The following is an 18,533-nucleotide window of genomic DNA, read 5'->3' on the forward strand; positions in this document are numbered from 1 at the left end:
AAGAGATCACGCGGCGGCGTTTGTCATGCGTGGCCAGTGGCTCGGGAAGTAGTCGAGTGCCGAGTCGCGCAGGCCTTGCATGTAATCAACGCTCCACTGCAGGACTTCTTCGATATAGGGCACCTTGAGGTCGAAGCGCCTGGCCATTTCCACCAGTAGCACCAAGCCGTAGGCGACGTCTTCGTTGAAGGCACGGCTCTCGCGTTCGATCACATAGCCGGCGCGGTTGTCGGCAGCGGGCACCATCGGTGCGAGGATGTCGTTGTAAGCCTGATTGGTGCGCAGAATCGAGAGCATGCTGCTCGGGTCGCGGATCTGCTCGCCGTAGGCTTCGACGATTTCCTGTTTCAGCGATTTGACCGAGGACAGGTCAATGCCCATGCGCTGGCTGATGACTGCGCACAGGTCCTGGCTTTCCTGATCCATGCGTTCGAGGAAATAGGCGCCCAGTTCCGGGCACTCGGTCCACCAGCACATGCGCTGCGGGAAAATCTTGCGGTGCCATTGGCCGTAGGGACCGATCAACCCATAGATCACCGAGCTGTGCATGATCGGGTTGCCCGGCGTCAGGGTGATTTCCAGATAGTTTTCCAGCAGCGTCACGCAGGGGCCGTACAGCCGGGTGAGTATTTTCTCCAACTGACGTCGGGCGGTTTGCGGCTCCCGGGCATGGGTGGCCACATACAGTTGGCTTTTGCCGCCGCCCATTTTGATCGACCGCCCCGGCGTCAGCTCGAACGCGGTGTGCGGCACATCCTTCATGCCCCAGATCACCAGGTTGGGGCGGTCGGGCAGGGTGGCTTCGGCCAGCCAGTCGAAACCGCAAAAGCCCGGAATCGCACCGATGTACACCGGTTTGCTGGCATTCAGATGCGGTGCAATATCCCTGAGGGTTTGCGGTCGGGCATGGGCTGGCACGGTGATGATGACGATGTCGGCATCTTCAACGGCGATCCTTGCATCGGTGGTCACCCGATCCAGTCGGGCCTGCAGTGTCGAACCGTCGGGCAACAGCGCCTGCATCGGCGTCTGACGGGCGTGTTGTTCGATGATTTCCAGATTGCTGGTGAGCATCGAAACCTGAACATCGGGCAGCTGCTTGAACAGGATGGCGTTGAGATGGCCGGTCCTGCCGCCACCACAAATGGCGACTTTCAACAGATTCATCGTGAGGCGTTCCTGTGTGTAGGGAGGGTCATGCGACGCTCAGTTGCAGGGGTGCGGAAGCAGATTCCAGCCATTGTGTCTTGCCCAGCCAGATGTCCAGTTGGGGGGCGATGCCCGGATCAATCAGATCGCGCTCCTGCAGCCATTTGTCGTCGAACACCGTGTGCAGGTACTTCTCACCGCCATCGGCAATCGGTACGACGACGTTGCCGGTCAGCACGCCTTTGTGGATCAGTTCCAGTGCCTTGAAAATCGCCCCTCCGGTTGAGCCGCCGACCAGCAGGGCGAAGTTGCGCGCGATGTAGCGAGCGGTTTCGAACGCCTGAGAATCGGTGACTTGCACACCCAGATCGATGCAGCTGTAGTCGAGCACCAGACCCACGGTGTCGCCGGCTGGCGTACCGGTGCCCGATTGATAGTAGGGATAGCCGGGATGGCCGAAGACGATCGATCCGGCCGGTTCCACCGCGACGGTAACGGTGTCCGGGTTGTGCACTTTCAAACCGCGAGCGATGCCGGTCATCGAACCGCCGGTACCGACACAACCGACGTAGGCGCCGATAACGCCTTCGGCCTGGCCAATGGTTTCGCGCACAAAATCACTGTAGCCACCTGCATTGGCCGCGTTGTCGGACTGGTTCATGAACACCGCACCGGGGATCTCGGCCGCCAGTTCGGCTGCCATTTGCTGGCGCTCGACCACCGCGACTTCATCTTCGCGATAGGTACCTTTGACGAAACGAATGTCGGCACCCAACGCTTTCATTACGGCGATCTTGTCCTGGGCGGCGTGATGATCAACCACCGCGATGAAATGCAAACCGAACTCCACCGCAGCCATGGCCAGCCCGATACCGGTGTTGCCTGAGGACGATTCGACAACCACGCCACCCGGTTTCAGCCGGCCGGACTTCAGCGCGGCCAACACCATGTTGCGCGCCATCCGGTCTTTGATACTGCCGCCGGGATTGTTCTTTTCAATCTTGAGTAACAAGCGCGCATCGGTGTCGGGAATATCGATGCCCAACATTGGCGTATTGCCAATAAGATCCGAGACTTTATTCAATATCATTTCAATGATTCCCTTTAGTAGTCAGGTGAAAACCTATAGTTACCTTCCGTACAACAGGTCGCCGTCAGCCGCCGGGGCAGGGGATGGCGATGAAACTCGTTCTCCAGCAAGTCCATTTGATAACCGGCGGTATTGACGTAAATCAGCAAGTCACCGGGCTGTGGTGCAGTCGCAAAGTTAATCAGGCGATGAGTAATCACATCGTCGTCCAGGCAGCTGTGGCCTGCGATATACGCTTGAGTCGGAATACGCGGCGAATCTTGCGAACTGATCAATATTGGATCAATCAGGTATTCGGAGGCGAACCAGGTTTCACATGCGCTGAAACTACTGCCTTCAACAAAAATAACGCTTTTGCTGTCCGCGAGTTGCTTTATACGGGTGACCCTGAATACTGAAATCGCCGCTTGATCGACAAGACTTCGACCGGGTTCCAGGGCCAGGGTTATGTTTTGCTGCTTCAAATAGCTGGCGATGGACACCCCCGGCGAATGTTCGGCGCCGAGCAATAAGTCGAGCCATTGTGATGCTGTCAGTTCGCCGCCGTACGGGTAATAAGCCTCGGGAACTTTGTGGTTGTAATAATGGCTCGGCTTATTATCGTGTTCGAGAAAATGCGCATAACTTTGCGGCTCGACATAACGTATCGGCAAGCCGCCACCGATATCGATCATCCGCGGACTCAAGCCCATTTCCCGAGCGGCTTCGATGAATCCGCTGACCTCACGTAACGCTTGTGCGCGGGACTCGAATCCATAGCCGCCCAGGTGAAAATGAACCCCTTCGAAATGGAAAATATCCGTGCGTCTGGTCAGCCTCTGAAGCGCTTCGAGCATGCCGTCCGAGCCCATCCCGAAGCGGCTCTTAAGACTGTTTTTCGGTCTGTAACGCAGTAAAACCCTGGCTTTTCCGGGGGGGGATTGCGCGTCGATCACGCGTTGCAAGTGATCGAACTCTTCCAGCGAGTCGACGCAAATCAGTGAACCTGCAGTGATCAACGCCTGATGAAACACCGCGGTCTTGGCCGGGCCTGTGGCACATATTTTTGCCCCGGGCGTACCGGATCGTAACGCCGCTTGCAGTTCATGGATGCTCGATACATCGACGCCGATAGCCGAGCTGACTGCCGCACCCAACAGGCTGTGTGACTTGTTGGCCTTGGCACCGTAGAAAATTTCGCCCGGCAGATGGTGCTGATTCAACACGGTCAGCAAGGCCTGTGCATTTAATTCAAAGGCATGGGGCCAAACCAGATTCAAGGGTGATCCGTGTTGTTTGACAAGTTCAACAAGTGTGTCCGGGAAATTATTGATAAATGTAGAAATTATCGGGTCGATCAGCGGTTTTAACATGCAGGGTTGATGAACTTTTGCTGCTTGTTCGTCGGCACGTGAATTTGTCGTAGGCATAGTTAACCCTTGGCGTCGAAAACAGTTTCGCCATTGATGTTCTCGACAACTGATCGTTATCGACGGATGCAGTATTTTTTTGCTCGCTAGAAACGAGGGTTTAAACAACTCGGCGGCGGATGCCAGGCAATGTCTGAAGTTGGATAGGTGGCACTTATCGTAATAAATGGTTCACAAAGCAGTGGCATGAGAACCCCGTTTCATAATGGTTTGTACGAATGTTCCGATTGACCCTTAGTTGATGGTCAATCCCCTGTGCATGACCCGTGACTGGCATTCAAATGACATCACTGACATGTATTTCCCGAAGTGCTGATTGCGTGCTTTGAAGCGAGGATAGTTCCTCTTGGTGGCGTGAACCATATTGCGAACACGAACGATTATCAAGTAAGGTTTTCAAATATTTTTGAATAAAGACCTGTGAACGGCGAATCAATGAACGTGTATTTACACGCTCAAGGACGCGTTCGCCCCGAGATAAAAAACGCCTCAATACCTTGATCAACAAGGCTTTGGAGATTGTTTAGCGAAGGCCCGCAAAGGCACGCCAATGGGCTGCCTGAGGCGCCGGAAATGTTTCAGAAATCACGACGGGTTCACGTCTAGGAGCTATGCCATGCAATCCGAACGATTCAGCAGCAAAACCCCACTCGCGATCAGCTACCTGTTTGTGCCGGGCAACCGGCCCGAGCGGTTTTCCAAAGCCGTGGAGGCAGGGCCCGATGCGATCATTCTCGATCTCGAAGACGCCGTGCACCCGGACAGCAAAGCGGCTGCCCGCTCGGGTATCCGGGCGTGGCAGGAGAGCACGCCGAAGGTTGCCTGCGAGCGTTACATCCGCCTCAACAGCGTCAGCAGCCCACTGTTGCGCCAGGACCTGGCGTGGCTCGACGAGTTGCGCTATCCCGAGCGATGCGACGGTATTTTCCTGCCCAAGGCCGAATGCCCAGAGGCCCTGGCGCCGGTGGTCGAGCGCCTGCTCGAGTGGCAACCGGCACTGAAAATCATCGCCATCATCGAAACCGCCAAGGGGTTGCAGCTGGTCGAGTCGATTGCGGCGATTGCGGGGGTGACGCGGCTGGCTTTCGGCTCGCTGGATTTTTCGCTCGATATCGACTGCAGTCAGACCCCCGAGGCGTTTCTGTTCGCCCGTAACCGCATCGTGCTGGCTTCGCGCACGGCAGATCTGCCGGCGCCGATCGATGGGGTCACACCGGCGATCAGCGATGTGGCGGTCGTCACCAAGGATTCGCACTACGCACGTTCGCTGGGGTTCGGCGCCAAGCTGTGTATCCATCCCGCGCAGCTGGATTCGGTGCAGCGCGCCTTCCTGCCGGATTCGCGCCAACTGGCCTGGGCTGACCGGGTGATGAGAGCCGTGGCCACCGGCAGTCATGCGGTGCAGGTGGACGGTGAAATGGTCGATTTGCCGCTGATCGAACACGCTCAGCGCCTGCTCGATCTGGCCCGCCAGCACGCGCCTGTTGTCCGCGCCGATGCTTGCTGAAGCGCGGCGAATCAGGAGTTCAACCATGGAACACGGTTATCAAATTGCGTTGCGGCCGCTGTGCGAAGTGCTGCAATCGGAGCACGTCGACCCGGCCAATGTGACGCGCCTGCGCGAGTCAATCATTCGGGTCGGGCATTGGCTGGAGCCGATCATCGTCGAGCGCTCGAAAGGTATCGTCATGGACGGCAATCACCGCTTCAACGCGGCGTTGCAACTGGGCTTGAAACGCGTGCCGTGCATCCAGCTCGATTACGGCGATCCGCGGGTGTGCGTACGGCACTGGCGAACCGGGCAGGCGTTCGAAGTGGCGCAGATTTTCAGCACCATCGCCCGGGGCGAAATCTTTCCGTACAAGACCACCCGGCACGCGTTTGACCCCGCGTTGCCGGTGCTCGCGATCCCGTTGGAGCACCTGTACGACTAGGTTTGGCCTGGGCCGATCAAAAATATCTCATCGAGGGTGATACTTTTTCGCAGATCGACTGGCAATAGGAGTGATTACCATTTTCCCTTGTTGAAAAGGATCCTCACGTCATGCCTGTTGTCAGTCGTCCATGCGGTGAGCGCGTGTTAACACTCGCCATTCGTACCGCCATGTTGAATGTTGTTCTGGTCGCAGCAAGCGCCAACGCCTGGGCAGCGAGCCCCGAGCAACAGGACGTTGCCGCCGACAAGACCCCGAATATTCCAACGACGACGCCGGCCGCTGACAGCCTCGATGCGCTGACGCTCGACACCACCAACATCAACGCTCGCTACAGCGGCCCGACCGCATTGCCGGAGGTACTCGCCGGTGGCCAGGTCGCACGCGGTGCACGGCTCGGCATGATGGGCAACAAGGATGTGATGGACACGCCGTTCAGTGTCACCAGCTACACCGCCAAGACCCTGGCCGACCTGCAGACAGTGACGGTGGCCGATGCGCTGGAGCGCGATCCGTCAGTGCGCTCGACCGGTCAGACAGGGGGGATCGTCGATTCGTTTTTCATTCGCGGCTTCCCGATTGGCGAGGGCAACCTGGGTGAACTGGCGTTCGACGGCGTGTACGGCGTTGCGCCCAACTATCGGGTGTTTACCGAGTACGCCGAGCGTGTCGAAGTGCTCAAGGGGCCGGGCGCGCTGATGTACGGTATCTCGCCGAACAGTGGTGTAGGCGGGGTGATCAACATCGTTCCCAAGCGTCCGCTGGACGAAGACCTGACGCGGGTCACCACTACTTATGCCTCGGATTCCCAAGTGGGCGGTCACCTGGATCTGAGTCGTCGCTTCGGTTCGGAAAACCAGTTTGGTGTGCGCTTCAACGGCAACCTGCAAGGCGGCGACACCGCGATCGATGATCAGCACCGCGACCTGGGCATTGGTGCCATCGCGCTGGATTATCGCGGTGAGCGTTTACGCCTGAACCTGGATTACATCAGCCAGAAAGAAAGCTGGGAGGGCGCATCACGACCGTTCACTGTTGCGCCGGGCGTCGATATTCCATCCGCACCGAATGGCCGCACCAACCTGTCGCAGGACTGGGGTTGGTCGGACACCAAGGAGCAGTCGGCATTACTCGGCGGCGAATACGATCTGAGCGACACGCTGACCGTGTTCGCCCATGCCGGTGGCGGCAAGTCCGACGTCAAACGCATGTCCGATCAGGTGCCAAGGATCCTCAACGAGGCGGGGGATACCAGCAACATACCGGGTTACTACAAATTCAACGTCGATCGTTCGACCGCCGATGTCGGGATCCGAGGTGTGTTCGCCACTGGACCGATCACCCATACAACCACACTGATGGCGACCCAGTACCAGGATGAGTTGTCTCGCGGGATCAACAACGGCACTGACATCCGTTCCAACATCTATCACCCGATCGATGCGCCCAAGCAATACATCAGCTCGCCAAAGGTACTGCGCGTTTCCGAGTCGCAACTGTCGGGTGTTGCGTTCACCGACACCCTTTCCATGCTCGATGATCGCTTCCAGCTGACCCTCGGCGTGCGTCGCCAGGACATCGAGTCGCGTAACTACAACGCAACCGGTTCAGTCAGTTCGAAGTACAACGACAGCGCCACGTCCCCGCTGGTCGGCGTGGTGGTCAAGCCCTGGGAAGACGTTTCCCTCTACTACAACTATGTAGAAGGCTTGAGCAAAGGTGACATTGCCCCAGGCACAGCGGCCAACGCCGGCGAGACATTCGCACCTTACGAATCGAAGCAGCATGAACTCGGTGTGAAGTACGAACACGGCACATTCATGACCACGCTGGCGTTATTCCAGATCGAGAAACCGAGCGGTGAGATCGGTGCCGGCAACGTGTTCTCGGTGCAGGCCGAGCAGCGCAACCGCGGGATCGAATTGAGCATGTTCGGTGAAGTGGCACCGGGTACGCGTTTGATGGGGGGCGTGACTGTGCTCGATGGCGAATTGACCGATTCGGCCACCGCCGCCAACCGGGGCAACAAACCGGTCGGTGTGCCCGATGTGCAGGCCAATCTGTGGGCCGAATGGGATACCCCGTGGCTGGAGGGTTTCACCCTCACAGGTGGTGCGATTTATACCGACAGCCAATACGTCAATCAGGCAAACACCCAGGAGCTGGACTCGTGGACGCGCGTCGATGCCGGCGCACGCTATGCAACGAAAATCGAAGGCCGGCCGACGACATTCCGCGCCACGGTGCAGAACGTGTTTGACCGTGAGTACTGGTCGGGCGTCGCTTCGTACGGTGCGTTCTCACCGGGTTACCCGCGCACCCTGCAGTTGTCGGCAACAGTCGATTTTTGACGTGCAAGGGCAGGCACGGCCCAATGGCTGCTGCCTGTCCGCTTCATTGGCGACAGGAGTATTCGCATGCTGGACAACCAGGGATTCACCTCGACTGGCAGCGGCCGTCGGTTTCAGGCCGCGCGCCATCAGCTTGTGCTGGAGTTTGCATACAGCGCGAACCGTCCTATCCGCGAGATGTTGCATGTTTACGGTTTGCGTACCAGCCTGTTCCGTATAAAGGTGATCACTGCACTGGTCCTGGCGACCCGGGAACAGCGTCTGATCGGCGTGCAGGGCGTGCATGCTTATATAGAAGCGTCTTTTTCGCAGCTGACGATCGTCGGCGTCCGCGAAGTACTCAAGCGTCTTGCCGAAGTGGGGGTCATCAAGATCCAGTCGGACAGAAGCTACCGCTTTACCCCCGAGGCGTGGGACATGCTCAAGTCGTCTTGATGAACACACACTTTTTCACAAAGACCTCCCGGGATTCAATCGGTGGCAGAATCTCCTGACTTGACTGTTTTGGAGATCACCATGCTTCGTGTGTTTGAACGAAGACTCGACCCTTTCCCGCCTGACGAAGTGCCGCCGCCGCCCAACGGCCTGGCGAAATTTCTGTGGGCCTGCACTCGTGGGGCCCGCGGCTACATCCTGGCGCTGGCGCTGCTCAGTGCCGCCGTGTCGATCTATGAAGCGTGGCTGTTTTCCTTCCTCGGCCAGGTCGTGGATCTGCTCTCGACCTGGCAGGCCGGTGGGGAGGCGGCTGTGCAGGAGAGTCGCGTGTTGTGGGGGATGGGCATTGTCATGGTGTTCAGTGTCGGGCTGGTGGCGTTGCGCACCATGGTTCAGCATCAGATCCTGGCAATTAACCTGCCGCTGCGCCTGCGCTGGGACTTTCACCGGTTGATGCTGCGGCAAAGCCTTTCGTTTTTTTCTGATGAGTTCTCCGGCCGCGTCACTACCAAAGTGATGCAGACGGCGCTGGCAGTGCGTGACGTGCTGTTCACCCTGATCGAGATCCTGCCCGGGATCGGCGTGTATTTCATTGCGATCATCGCCCTGGCCGGCGGCTTTGCGCTGAAACTGATGCTGCCGTTTCTGGCGTGGGTTGTGCTGTTCGGTCTGGCCATGGCGTACTTCGTGCCGCGCCTGGGCAAAGTCGGGCAGGAACAGGCCAACGCGCGTTCGATGATGACCGGGCGTATCGCCGACGCGTACACCAACATCACCACGGTCAAGCTGTTCTCCCACTCCAACCGCGAAGCGCACTTCGCCCGGGCGGCGATGGAAGATTTCAAGCTGACCGGCTTCCGCCAGATGCGTCTGGTCAGCCTGTTCGAGATCGTCAATCAGGCCCTGGTTGTGGGGTTGATCATGTCGGCCGGGGGGTATGCCCTGTGGCTGTGGCATCAGGGCGATGTCGGCGCCGGTGCCGTGGCGGCGATCACGGCCATGGCGCTGCGGATCAATGGCATGTCGAACTGGATCATGTGGCAAATGACCTCGCTGTTCGAAAGCATCGGCACCGTCCAGGACGGCATGGCCACCCTGACCCAAGGCACCAAGGTCCAGGACGCGCCGGATGCCGGGGTGCTGGTCACCACTGGTGGCGCAGTGACTTTCGACAAGGTGAGCTTCAACTACGGCGGCGAACGTCAGGTGCTCGACGGTCTGAGCCTGAACATCCGTCCCGGCGAAAAGATCGGTCTGGTGGGCCGCTCGGGCGCTGGCAAATCCACGCTGATCAACTTGCTGCTGCGCTTTTATGACGTCGACAGCGGGGAGATTCGTATCGACGGGCAAAATATCGCGCACGTCACGCAAGACAGTCTGCGCAGCTGCATCGGCATGGTCACTCAGGACACCTCGCTGCTGCATCGCTCCATTCGCGACAACATCGCCTACGGCCGGCCGGATGCGACCGACGCACAAATCCGCCGCGCTGCGGCCAACGCTCAGGCCGATGAATTCATCCGTCAACTCAGCGATCGCCAGGGCCATACCGGCTACGACACGCTGGTAGGCGAGCGGGGGATCAAGTTGTCCGGCGGCCAGCGCCAGCGTGTGGCGATTGCGCGTGTGATGCTGAAAAACGCGCCGATCCTGCTGCTGGACGAGGCCACCAGCGCGCTGGATTCGGAAGTCGAAGTGGCGATTCAGGAAAGCCTCGATGACATGATGCAGGGCAAGACCGTGATCGCGATCGCCCATCGGCTGTCGACGATTGCAGCAATGGACCGCCTGATCGTCATGGACGACGGCCGCATCATCGAACAGGGCACCCACGCTGAATTGCTGGAGAAGAACGGCGTGTATGCGCGGCTGTGGGCGCATCAGAGCGGCGGCTTCCTTGGGGAAGACAAAGGCGTGGTGGAGGCCTTGGATCAGGCGTAAGCGAGGAGGGCACACGGCGGGGGCATCTTGAGTGCCTCCGCGTGTCGAGTATGCGCTGACGCCGCTGGGCATGGAGCTGTTGATTCGTATGTCGCCCATCTGGAACTGGGTAGTCGAGAACGTCGAGGACTTGCGCAAAGCACGCCGCGCTTTCGACAGTCAGGACGGCAACAAACCTTCATGGCAAATTCCCACGCCGGTACCGGTCGGTCTATCCCGTCAGAACAAGTGACATGTCTGAATACTTGTCACACATGAAGTCGACGAATGCGCGAACCTTTGGCGCTGCGAGCCGCCTGGAGGTGTGCAAGACCCAAAGCGCTGGTTCTACACCTGACACCGTCCCCCACTGAACCAAATCACTACGAGCGAGTGGGTTCCATGCGATGGACTGGGGAATGAGCGCTGCTCCGCCACCGGCGATAGCGGCATCGCGGACCATCAGCAGCGAAGAAAATCGCATCTTCGGGATCGGCTCCAAGACCAACTGCCCGCCATCAAGACTCCATTGCGTTGGCTGGAAAGTCGAGGTCACGATAGCGGGAACGGGTCTGATCGCGCCGGCCATCGGCCTTGGAATCTGAGGCGCCGCGACCACGATCAGCCGGTCCTTGGCGAAGCACCGGCCGACCAGGCTGCTGTCCGGGCTCGGGTTGATTCGAATGGCGACGTCAAATTGTTCCTCGACCAGATCCACCATGCGATCTTCCGACACGACCTCGATGAAGACTTCCGGATAGGCCGCACAGAACTCGGCGCCGATACGTCCCATTGCGAGCTGCGAGAACAAGATCGGAGCAGCGACTCGCAGGCGTCCGCGAGGCGTTGAAACGCCTTCACGTGCTGCTGCCATGGCATCGGTCACTTCACTCAGCGGGCCTTCGGTTCGAGACATCAGCGCCTCACCCGCTTCGGTCAGCTTCAGACCCCGTGCGCTGCGCTCAATCAGCCTCACGCCCAGTTGATCTTCAAGGTCGGAGATTCGGCGTGACAAAGTGGCTTTGGAAATGCCGCTCGCACGGCTTGCCTTACCCAGCCCTTCATTGGTGGCGACGAGGATGAAATCAATCAGCGCATTAAGGTTCATGGTGTTCCATATCTGAAACGAGGTGTTTGGATTTTGTGGTCTTCGTTTTGTATGTGCAACGGATTAATTTCTTGTCATCGGAACACGATATGAGGAATTCCCATGAACACCCTTCAACGTGCTGTATTGATACGCGCCTACGGTGGCGCGCAAGCCGCGACAATTGCCAAGATCGAGAAGCCAGCCCCCGAGCACGGCCAGGTTCTGGTTCGGGTTCGGGCCGCGGGCGTGAATGGCATCGACTGGAAGGTTCGCGAAGGACATGTGCGCAACGCGTTCGCGCTGCCATTGCCCATCGTACTGGGCGCCGAGATGGCCGGAGTGATTGAGACGGTCGGGCCCGGTGCCTCTCGTTTCAATGTGGGCGACCGTGTCATGGGCGCGATGGGCGCATTGGGCGCTTACGCTGAATTCGTGACCGTTGATCAAGCCAGTCTTTCCCTGACGCCTGAGGGGCTGGAGGACGTCCATGCGGCCGCCATGCCTGTAGCAGCCGTTGCGGCCTGGAACAGTCTTCATCACGCGGGGCCGATCCTCGCGGGTCAGCGAATCCTGATTCATGGCGCCGCCGGTGGGCTCGGTGCTTATGCCGTGCAGTACGCCAAGCGGGCGGGCGCAGAGGTCTTTGCAACGGCAGGCACTGCGGACCTGGATTACGTGCGAAGCCTCGGCGCCGATTTTGTCTTTGACTACCAATCGCAACGTTTCGAAAACATCGTCCGCAATATTGACCTGGTGCTCGACTACGTCGGTGGTGAGGTTCTGGATCGGTCATGGCAGGTGTTGGCGCCGGACGGTGTGATTGTCGGCACGTCCTCTCCCGACATTCTTGCCCGAACGCCGGCGGGTCGCCGAGGCCTCTGGTTCATGAACACGCCTGATCCTCAATTGCTGGAGAAACTCGCCAGGGAAGTCGCCAACGGCACGCTTCAATCGAGGATCGGCGACGTTGTTGGCTTTTCTGATATTCCCACGGCGATCGAACGCAATCGCACCGTTTCACGGACGGGCAAGGTTGTTGCCGATTTCACTCGCTGATCCACTCTAAATCCCATGCAGGAGTTTTAAACATGAGCATTCTGGTTATTGGCGCCACCGGCACCATCGGTTCACTGATCACTCAAGGCCTTGCAGACGCGGGCGCCGAGGTCAAAGCCCTTGTGCGCCAAGCGGGCAAGAGGGAGTTTCCGGCTGGCGTGACTGAAGTTGTCGCAGACCTCACTGACGTCGCGTCGATGCGCGTTGCGCTTGCGTCGGTGCGTACCCTGTTCCTGCTCAATGCCGTGACGCCCGACGAGGTCACTCAAGCCCTCATTACGCTAAACCTGGCTCGTGAAGCGGGTATCGAGCGTATCGTTTATCTCTCGGTGATTCATGCCGACAAATTCACCAATGTCCCGCACTTCACTGGCAAATATACGGTTGAACGCATGATCGAGAGTCTGGACATGCCTGCCACGATTCTGCGTCCGGCGTACTTCATGCAAAACGACCACATGGTCCAGCAGACTATTCAGAACTACTCGGTTTACCCCATGCCGATCGGCGCGGCGGGCGTGTCGATGATTGACGCGCGCGATATCGCTGATGTCGCGGTCGCAGAACTGCTGCGACGCGATAAAGCGCCCACTGCACTGCGCCGTGAAACGCTGGAGTTGGTTGGGCCGCACGTGCTCACCGGTGCGTCAGTGGCAAATATCTGGAGCAAAGCACTGGGCCGCGAGATCGCCTATGGTGGTGATGACGTGGCCGCTTTCGAAGGACAGCTGGCTTCGTATGGCCCCACCTGGCTGGCTTATGACATGCGCCTGATGATGTCGGGTATCCAGAACTTCGGCATGCAATCAGTTGAAGGAACTGTAGAACAGCTTCAGACCCTCATCGGGCACCCACTGCGTACCTATGAAGACTTTGTGCGCGAGGCCATTTCCGAGGCATAAATCGTCCACGGTGAGTATTGCCTGGCTCAATCGACCGAACATTTGCGAGCTGGGCAAGACCTTGACGCCCTGGCGTCCCTCAGAGCGTGTCTTCAAGCAGTCTCTTCAACCCTGCGCACATCCCCCAACGAATCGCGCTGCATCGACTGCAGGTTTTTCTCGATGGTTTCGCACAGGGCTTCCATCTGGATCTGGTGTTCGCTATGGCGAAACGGGCTTTGCAGGTCGGTGCCGATGCGTTCGATGGCCAGCAGCATAAAGCCCACCACCGTCGAGGCGAGCGGGGTGAACCAACCCAGCGATTCCACCAGGCCCACCGGCACAATCAGGCAGAACAGCGAAATAAACAGGCGCGGGAAATACACGTAAGGGTAGGGCAGCGGGGTATTGGCGATGCGCTCCATCCCGCCCTGGCTGTTGGACAGATCGACCATCGTCGATTCCAGCCGTGCCAGACGAATGCTGTCCAGGCGCCCGGCCTTGTATTCCCGGGCCAGCAAGGACGCAGAACCGGTGAGGATGTCGTTGGAAAAGTTGTTGGTGGTGCCGCTGCGGGCGAACTCATCCGCCGGGATGAAGGCGCGGACTTCCTCCGGGCAAGGCTGGCCTTGCAGATGCGCCGCGAGGCAATTGACATACGCTACATGGCGGCGCAACAGCGTCGCCTTGAGCGGATTCACTTCGCTATCGGGGTCATCCAGCAGCGTCAGCACCTGCCGGGCGAAACTGCGGGAGCTGTTGATCATCGTGCCCCACAGCGTTCGCGCTTCCCACCAACGGTTGTAGGCACTGCTGTTGCGGAAACTGATCAACACCACCAGCGCCGACCCGAGCAATGTCAGGGGCATCAGCGGCAGATTGATCTTGGCGTTGAGAAACAACATGAAGTCGACGGTGACGGCGATGTCCCAGAGCAACAGCCAGAACAGCGACCAGCCGACATAGCCCATGGTTTTGATGATCAAACGGTATTTTTTGGCGATGGCAGCTTTCAAACGGAAACCTCGTGGCGAGCGGTAAGCAATAACGTCTTAGCTCGGACGGTGTTTTCGGTGTAAAGGTTCGATGGCTGGCTGCATACGCCAGAGCAGGGCAACGCAGGCCACGCTGACAGGCCTGCTGCCTGGGCGCGCCTGCGGCGCTTTCAAAGGGCGCGAGAGGGTGTCTGACAATCGCTAGCCGGTGACACATCCTTTTGGCGTCTTTCCGGCAAAGCTGTCCAGCAGGCTCGCCACGACCATCTCGCCCATTCGCGTGCGTGTCTGCAGCGTCGCGCTGGCGCGATGGGGTTGCAACACCACTTGTTCGTTGGCAAAAAGGGCCTCAGGCACGTTCGGCTCGTCGACAAACACATCCAGCGCCGCACCGGCAATCTCTCCGGCCGTCAGTGCTGCCACCAGATCCACTTCGTTGACCAGTTTGCCTCGCGCCACGTTGATCAGGTATCCACCTTTGCCCAGCGCCTGCAACACGTGTGCGTCGATTATCGCCTCGGCTTTATCGGCGGCGGCTGCCAGTATCAAGGCATCGCTGTCGCGGGCCAGTTGCTTGAGGTCAGCCACGAAGGTGTGGCTGACGTCGCTCATCGGTTGCAGATCGGTGTAACTGATTGGGCAACCAAACGCAGCAGCCCGCACCGCCACGGCGCGGCCGACCCGGCCCATGCCAACGATACCGATGCGCATGCCGCAAACCTGCCGGGCCAGTGGCAGCGGGGCCAGCGGCGTCGGGCTCTGCGGCCACTGGCCGGAGCGCACATAACGGTCGCTGGTGCACAGACCGCGACACACCGCGATCAATAAGCCGATCGCCAGATCGGCCACGTCTTCGGTCAGCGCGCCGATGGTTGCAGTAACACGAATTCCGCGATCCCGGGCGTAGGCCAGGTCCACCGCATCCGTGCCGACGCCATTGACGGCCACCACTTCCAGTTTCGGCAGCTGTGCCATCAGCGCCTGGCTGATCCCTGTATGGCCACCCGTGATCACGCCACGGATATTGGCTCCGTGCTCGTGCAAATACGCCGCTTTGTCAGCCTGCTCGAAATAACGTCGGACCGTGAACAGTTCGCTGAGACGAGCGTTGATTTCAGGAATCAGGATCGGGCTGAGCTGCAAGACTTCTGGCTTCATGTAAACCTCACTTACTCAATAAAAGGCCGGCTTAACCACGGCCGGCAAAAGGCATGGCCGTGGCCATGACCGTCATGTTCAGGACGTTGGCCGACAGTGGCAGGCCAGCGATATAGCGCACGGCATCGGCGACATGCTTGACGTCGACCATCGGCTCCACGGCGACAGTGCCGTTGGCCTGTCGCACGCCCTTGGTCATGCGCACCGACATTTCGGTCAGAGCGTTGCCGATATCGATCTGGCTGCAGGCGATGTTGAATTCTCGACCATCCAGGGCCAAGGACTTCGTCAACCCGAGAACAGCGTGTTTGCTGGCGGTGTAAGCGCTGCTGAACGGCCGTGGCGTATGGGCCGAGATTGAGCCGTTATTGATAATCCGACCGCCCTGCGGTTGTTGCCGGCGCATCAGCCCGAACGCACCACGGGCGCAGAGAAAAACACCGTTGAGATTGGTGTCGATCACGTTGCGCCACTGTTCGAATGTCAGTTCATCCAGGGGCACGGCAGGGGCGTTCACCCCGGCATTGTTGAAGACGACGTCAAGGCGTCCATACACTTGGGCTATGGTTGCAAACAGCCCATCGACACTCGCCGGGTCGCGCACATCAGTGGGCACCGCCAACGCCTGGTGTCCTTCCACTGCTGCCCTCTCGACGAGTTCCTGCAGCGGTTCCGGTCGGCGTCCGGCGAGTACCACGGTGTAACCGTCGGCCATCAGGCCAAGGGCCACGGAGCGGCCGATTCCGCTACCGGCACCGGTCACCAAGGCTACTTTCAGAGGTTGAGCGCTCGACATCTTATTGTTCTCCTGTCTACGAATCGCTTTGGGCGTGGCCAGGGGATCAAGTCCGCGGGCCGACGCGCATTTCGAGTTGGCCGATACCGTCGATGCCGGCGTTGATGATGTCGCCCGGTTGCAGCACATCGACGCCGGCCGGGCTGCCGGTCATGATCAGATCGCCGGCCTTCAGGGTCACCGATTGGGAGATTCGGCTGATCACTTCACTGACCGACCAGATCTGGTTGTCGAGGCTGTCGCGCTGACGCTCCTGACCGTTTACCGTCAGCCACAACTCACCGTCGGGATGTCCTGCCCGGTTGGCGGGCACGATCGCGGTCATCGGTGCGGCACCGTCGAAAACCTTGGCACCTTCCCACGGCAAACCGTTGCTTTTGGCAAGGCGCTGCACGTCGCGGCGGGTCAGGTCGAGGCCGGCGGCGTAGCCCCATACATAGGCCAACGCTTCGCTTTCTGGAATATCCGCGCCACCTTCACCGATGGCCACGACCAGTTCGATTTCGTGAACAAACTCTTCGGTCAGAGGCGGGAATGGCACTTCACCAACGGCGTCCACCACATTGCTCGCCGGCTTCATGAAAAATACCGGAGGCTGGCGGGATTGCCCCTGAGTGTCTGGCCAGGGGTAATTACGGCCGATGCAAAACACCCGGCCGACGGGAAAACGCTGGTCACTGCCGACTACCGGCAAGGTCACTGGCAGATCCGGGGTAAAAACATACTCGGTCATGTTCATCCTGTTAAAAGTCCTGTCAGAAGCTGCAGCGTACGGCGGCGGTCGTTGGCAAAGTTGGACGAATGCCGCCTCTTGTTGGAGAAAACGGTGCTTTGCGACTCAGCTCGCCTTCAATTCGATGCGGTACAACCGGCCGAGCAGTAGCGAGTAGGAAAGGGTACCGATCAGTGCGACACCACCAATGAACCAGAAGGCCCAGGCGAACGAACCTGTGGCGTGGACGATCGCGCCAATCACGATCGGCGTGACGATGCCGCCGATATTCGCGGCCAGACTGGTGATGCCGCCGGTGAGTCCAATGAGTTCCTTGGGCGCCACTTCCGACACCGCAGCCCATGAAGACGAAGCGATCCCTTGAGCGAAGAAAGCAACGGTCAATACGGCAATGCAGATCACGTTGGAGTCGGTGAAATTCACCAGAACGATGGACATTCCCAGCATCGAGCCAATGACCAGGGGCAATTTGCGCGCGAAGGACATCGAATAACCGCGACGGATCAGCAGGTCGGAAACGATACCGGCGAGAAGGATGCCAACGGTCGCGCCCACGAAAGGCATCACGGCAAAAATCCCGGCCTTGATCATGGTCAGCTTGCGTTCTTCGATCAGGTAGGTCGGGAACCAGGTGAGGAAAAAGTACAGTGCAGAGGTGCTGGCAAATTTGCCGATGCAAATCGCCCAGATCTGCCGGTAGCTGAACAGCTCGGCGATTTGCCGCCAGTTGAAGCGGGTGCGTTCCTGACTGCTCTTGACCAGTCCACCGCCGGCTTCGATATAGGTCAGCTCTTCTTTACTGACTTTCTTGCAGTTCAGCGGATCGCGATACAGATAAAGCCACAGCACACCAAAGACAACACCGAGCGTGCCAGTGCTGTAGAAGACGTGGCGCCAGTCAAAGGTCGTGGCCAGCCATAACAGCGCACCGGTAAACAACGCCGTGCCCAGGTACTGGCCGCAAACATAGATACTGCTGGCCAAACCGCGCTCGCGTGCCGGAAACCACACGGTGACTGCACGACTGTTGGCCGGAAACGCCGGAGCCTCCATGGCGCCGACGGCCAGTCGCAGGCCGAACAGTGAGGCAAACCCCGTGGCAAATCCCTGGCAGACGGTGACCGTCGACCAACTGATCAGCGAGACACCGTAGGTGAAACGTGAACCGAAGCGGTCGGCTATAAAACCTGCCGGCACCAGGGCCAGAGCGTACGTCCAGGCGAAGGCCGAAAAAATCAGGCCCATTTCGATCTTGTCCAGGCCCAGGTCCTTGGCCATGAACGGTGCTGCAATCGAAATGTTTACCCGGTCGATGTAATTGATGATCGTCGCAATCAGCAGCAAAGAGAGCATGAACCAACGGCGCCGCGACGGCAGCCGCTGAGGCAGTACGCTGTCTCGCGCACCGGCAATCAACGGCGCAGCGGTGGTCTGGGAGGTGTGGGTGTTCGACATGAGCGTGCCTCGTTTTATTGTTAGAAATGTCGAGATGTTTTCGAGCAGCCGAAGCCGTGCCCGCAAAAGCGGGGCGTGAGT

Annotated in this window: 16 protein-coding genes and 1 pseudogene; 8 read left to right on the forward strand and 9 right to left on the reverse strand. The window is 59.1% G+C overall.

The window, feature by feature from the left end:
- Positions 1-6: 6 nt before the first annotated feature.
- The 3 genes from KKQ10_RS02810 to KKQ10_RS02820 are packed head-to-tail and all read right to left on the reverse strand — an operon-like array spanning position 7 to position 3,648.
- On the reverse strand, positions 7-1,167 hold the full coding sequence (locus tag KKQ10_RS02810) for an NAD/NADP-dependent octopine/nopaline dehydrogenase family protein (RefSeq protein WP_215500106.1): 1,161 nt from the start codon (positions 1,165-1,167) through the stop codon (positions 7-9).
- Positions 1,168-1,195: 28 nt separating this feature from the next.
- Positions 1,196-2,239: a PLP-dependent cysteine synthase family protein gene (locus KKQ10_RS02815; RefSeq protein WP_215500107.1), complete on the reverse strand. Its 1,044-nt coding sequence runs from the start codon at positions 2,237-2,239 to the stop codon at positions 1,196-1,198.
- Between the two features lie 14 nt (positions 2,240-2,253).
- Entirely contained in the window at positions 2,254-3,648 is a 1,395-nt protein-coding gene (locus KKQ10_RS02820) for a Y4yA family PLP-dependent enzyme (RefSeq protein WP_252191448.1), read from the reverse strand.
- Between the two features lie 616 nt (positions 3,649-4,264).
- Here KKQ10_RS02820 and KKQ10_RS02825 point away from each other — a divergent pair.
- The 6 genes and pseudogenes from KKQ10_RS02825 to KKQ10_RS02850 all read left to right on the forward strand — a co-directional run.
- Complete coding sequence (locus tag KKQ10_RS02825; protein ID WP_215500108.1) at positions 4,265-5,155, forward strand: HpcH/HpaI aldolase/citrate lyase family protein; 891 nt, start codon at positions 4,265-4,267, stop codon at positions 5,153-5,155.
- Between the two features lie 25 nt (positions 5,156-5,180).
- A complete protein-coding gene (locus tag KKQ10_RS02830) occupies positions 5,181-5,582 on the forward strand; it encodes a ParB N-terminal domain-containing protein (RefSeq protein ID WP_215500109.1) in 402 nt (133 codons plus the stop codon).
- 110 nt (positions 5,583-5,692) lie between these two features.
- Positions 5,693-7,933 carry a TonB-dependent receptor gene (locus KKQ10_RS02835; RefSeq protein ID WP_215500110.1) on the forward strand — a complete coding sequence of 747 codons (2,241 nt, stop codon included), beginning with the start codon at positions 5,693-5,695 and terminating at the stop codon, positions 7,931-7,933.
- A 66-nt stretch (positions 7,934-7,999) separates the two neighbouring features.
- Entirely contained in the window at positions 8,000-8,368 is a 369-nt protein-coding gene (locus KKQ10_RS02840; RefSeq protein ID WP_215500111.1) for a fe2+ zn2+ uptake regulation protein, read from the forward strand.
- A gap of 81 nt (positions 8,369-8,449) precedes the next feature.
- Positions 8,450-10,309: an ABC transporter ATP-binding protein gene (locus tag KKQ10_RS02845; RefSeq protein ID WP_215500112.1), complete on the forward strand. Its 1,860-nt coding sequence runs from the start codon at positions 8,450-8,452 to the stop codon at positions 10,307-10,309.
- A 31-nt stretch (positions 10,310-10,340) separates the two neighbouring features.
- Positions 10,341-10,541, forward strand: a pseudogene (locus tag KKQ10_RS02850) (winged helix-turn-helix transcriptional regulator); the annotation flags it as partial.
- On the opposite strand, the gene KKQ10_RS02855 reads toward KKQ10_RS02850, so the two are convergent.
- On the reverse strand, positions 10,521-11,396 hold the full coding sequence (locus KKQ10_RS02855; protein ID WP_215500113.1) for a LysR family transcriptional regulator: 876 nt from the start codon (positions 11,394-11,396) through the stop codon (positions 10,521-10,523). The pseudogene KKQ10_RS02850 and the gene KKQ10_RS02855 overlap by 21 nt on opposite strands.
- Before the next feature lie 102 nt (positions 11,397-11,498).
- Between KKQ10_RS02855 and KKQ10_RS02860 the strand changes: the two genes are divergently transcribed.
- Positions 11,499-12,434, forward strand: coding sequence for an NADP-dependent oxidoreductase (locus KKQ10_RS02860; protein WP_215500114.1), 936 nt, complete (start codon positions 11,499-11,501; stop codon positions 12,432-12,434).
- Positions 12,435-12,466: 32 nt separating this feature from the next.
- Positions 12,467-13,336, forward strand: a complete 870-nt coding sequence (locus KKQ10_RS02865; protein ID WP_127647393.1) for an NmrA/HSCARG family protein — start codon at positions 12,467-12,469, stop codon at positions 13,334-13,336.
- A gap of 92 nt (positions 13,337-13,428) precedes the next feature.
- Here KKQ10_RS02865 and KKQ10_RS02870 read toward each other — a convergent pair whose 3' ends face one another.
- The 5 genes from KKQ10_RS02870 to KKQ10_RS02890 form a co-directional block, all read right to left on the reverse strand.
- On the reverse strand, positions 13,429-14,331 hold the full coding sequence (locus tag KKQ10_RS02870; protein WP_127647391.1) for a bestrophin family protein: 903 nt from the start codon (positions 14,329-14,331) through the stop codon (positions 13,429-13,431).
- Between the two features lie 180 nt (positions 14,332-14,511).
- The gene (locus KKQ10_RS02875) at positions 14,512-15,468 is read right to left on the reverse strand and encodes a 2-hydroxyacid dehydrogenase (protein ID WP_215500115.1); all 957 of its coding nucleotides are present in this window, start codon (positions 15,466-15,468) and stop codon (positions 14,512-14,514) included.
- Positions 15,469-15,499: 31 nt separating this feature from the next.
- Positions 15,500-16,264 carry an SDR family oxidoreductase gene (locus KKQ10_RS02880; protein WP_127647387.1) on the reverse strand — a complete coding sequence of 255 codons (765 nt, stop codon included), beginning with the start codon at positions 16,262-16,264 and terminating at the stop codon, positions 15,500-15,502.
- Positions 16,265-16,310: 46 nt separating this feature from the next.
- A complete protein-coding gene (locus KKQ10_RS02885) occupies positions 16,311-17,003 on the reverse strand; it encodes a fumarylacetoacetate hydrolase family protein (RefSeq protein WP_215500116.1) in 693 nt (230 codons plus the stop codon).
- A gap of 99 nt (positions 17,004-17,102) precedes the next feature.
- Positions 17,103-18,452 (reverse strand): MFS transporter, encoded by a 1,350-nt coding sequence (locus tag KKQ10_RS02890; RefSeq protein ID WP_215500117.1) that lies wholly within the window; start codon positions 18,450-18,452, stop codon positions 17,103-17,105.
- Positions 18,453-18,533 lie beyond the last annotated feature (81 nt).

Source organism: Pseudomonas sp. MG-9 (assembly GCF_018729515.1).
Lineage (GTDB): Bacteria > Pseudomonadota > Gammaproteobacteria > Pseudomonadales > Pseudomonadaceae > Aquipseudomonas > Aquipseudomonas serboccidentalis.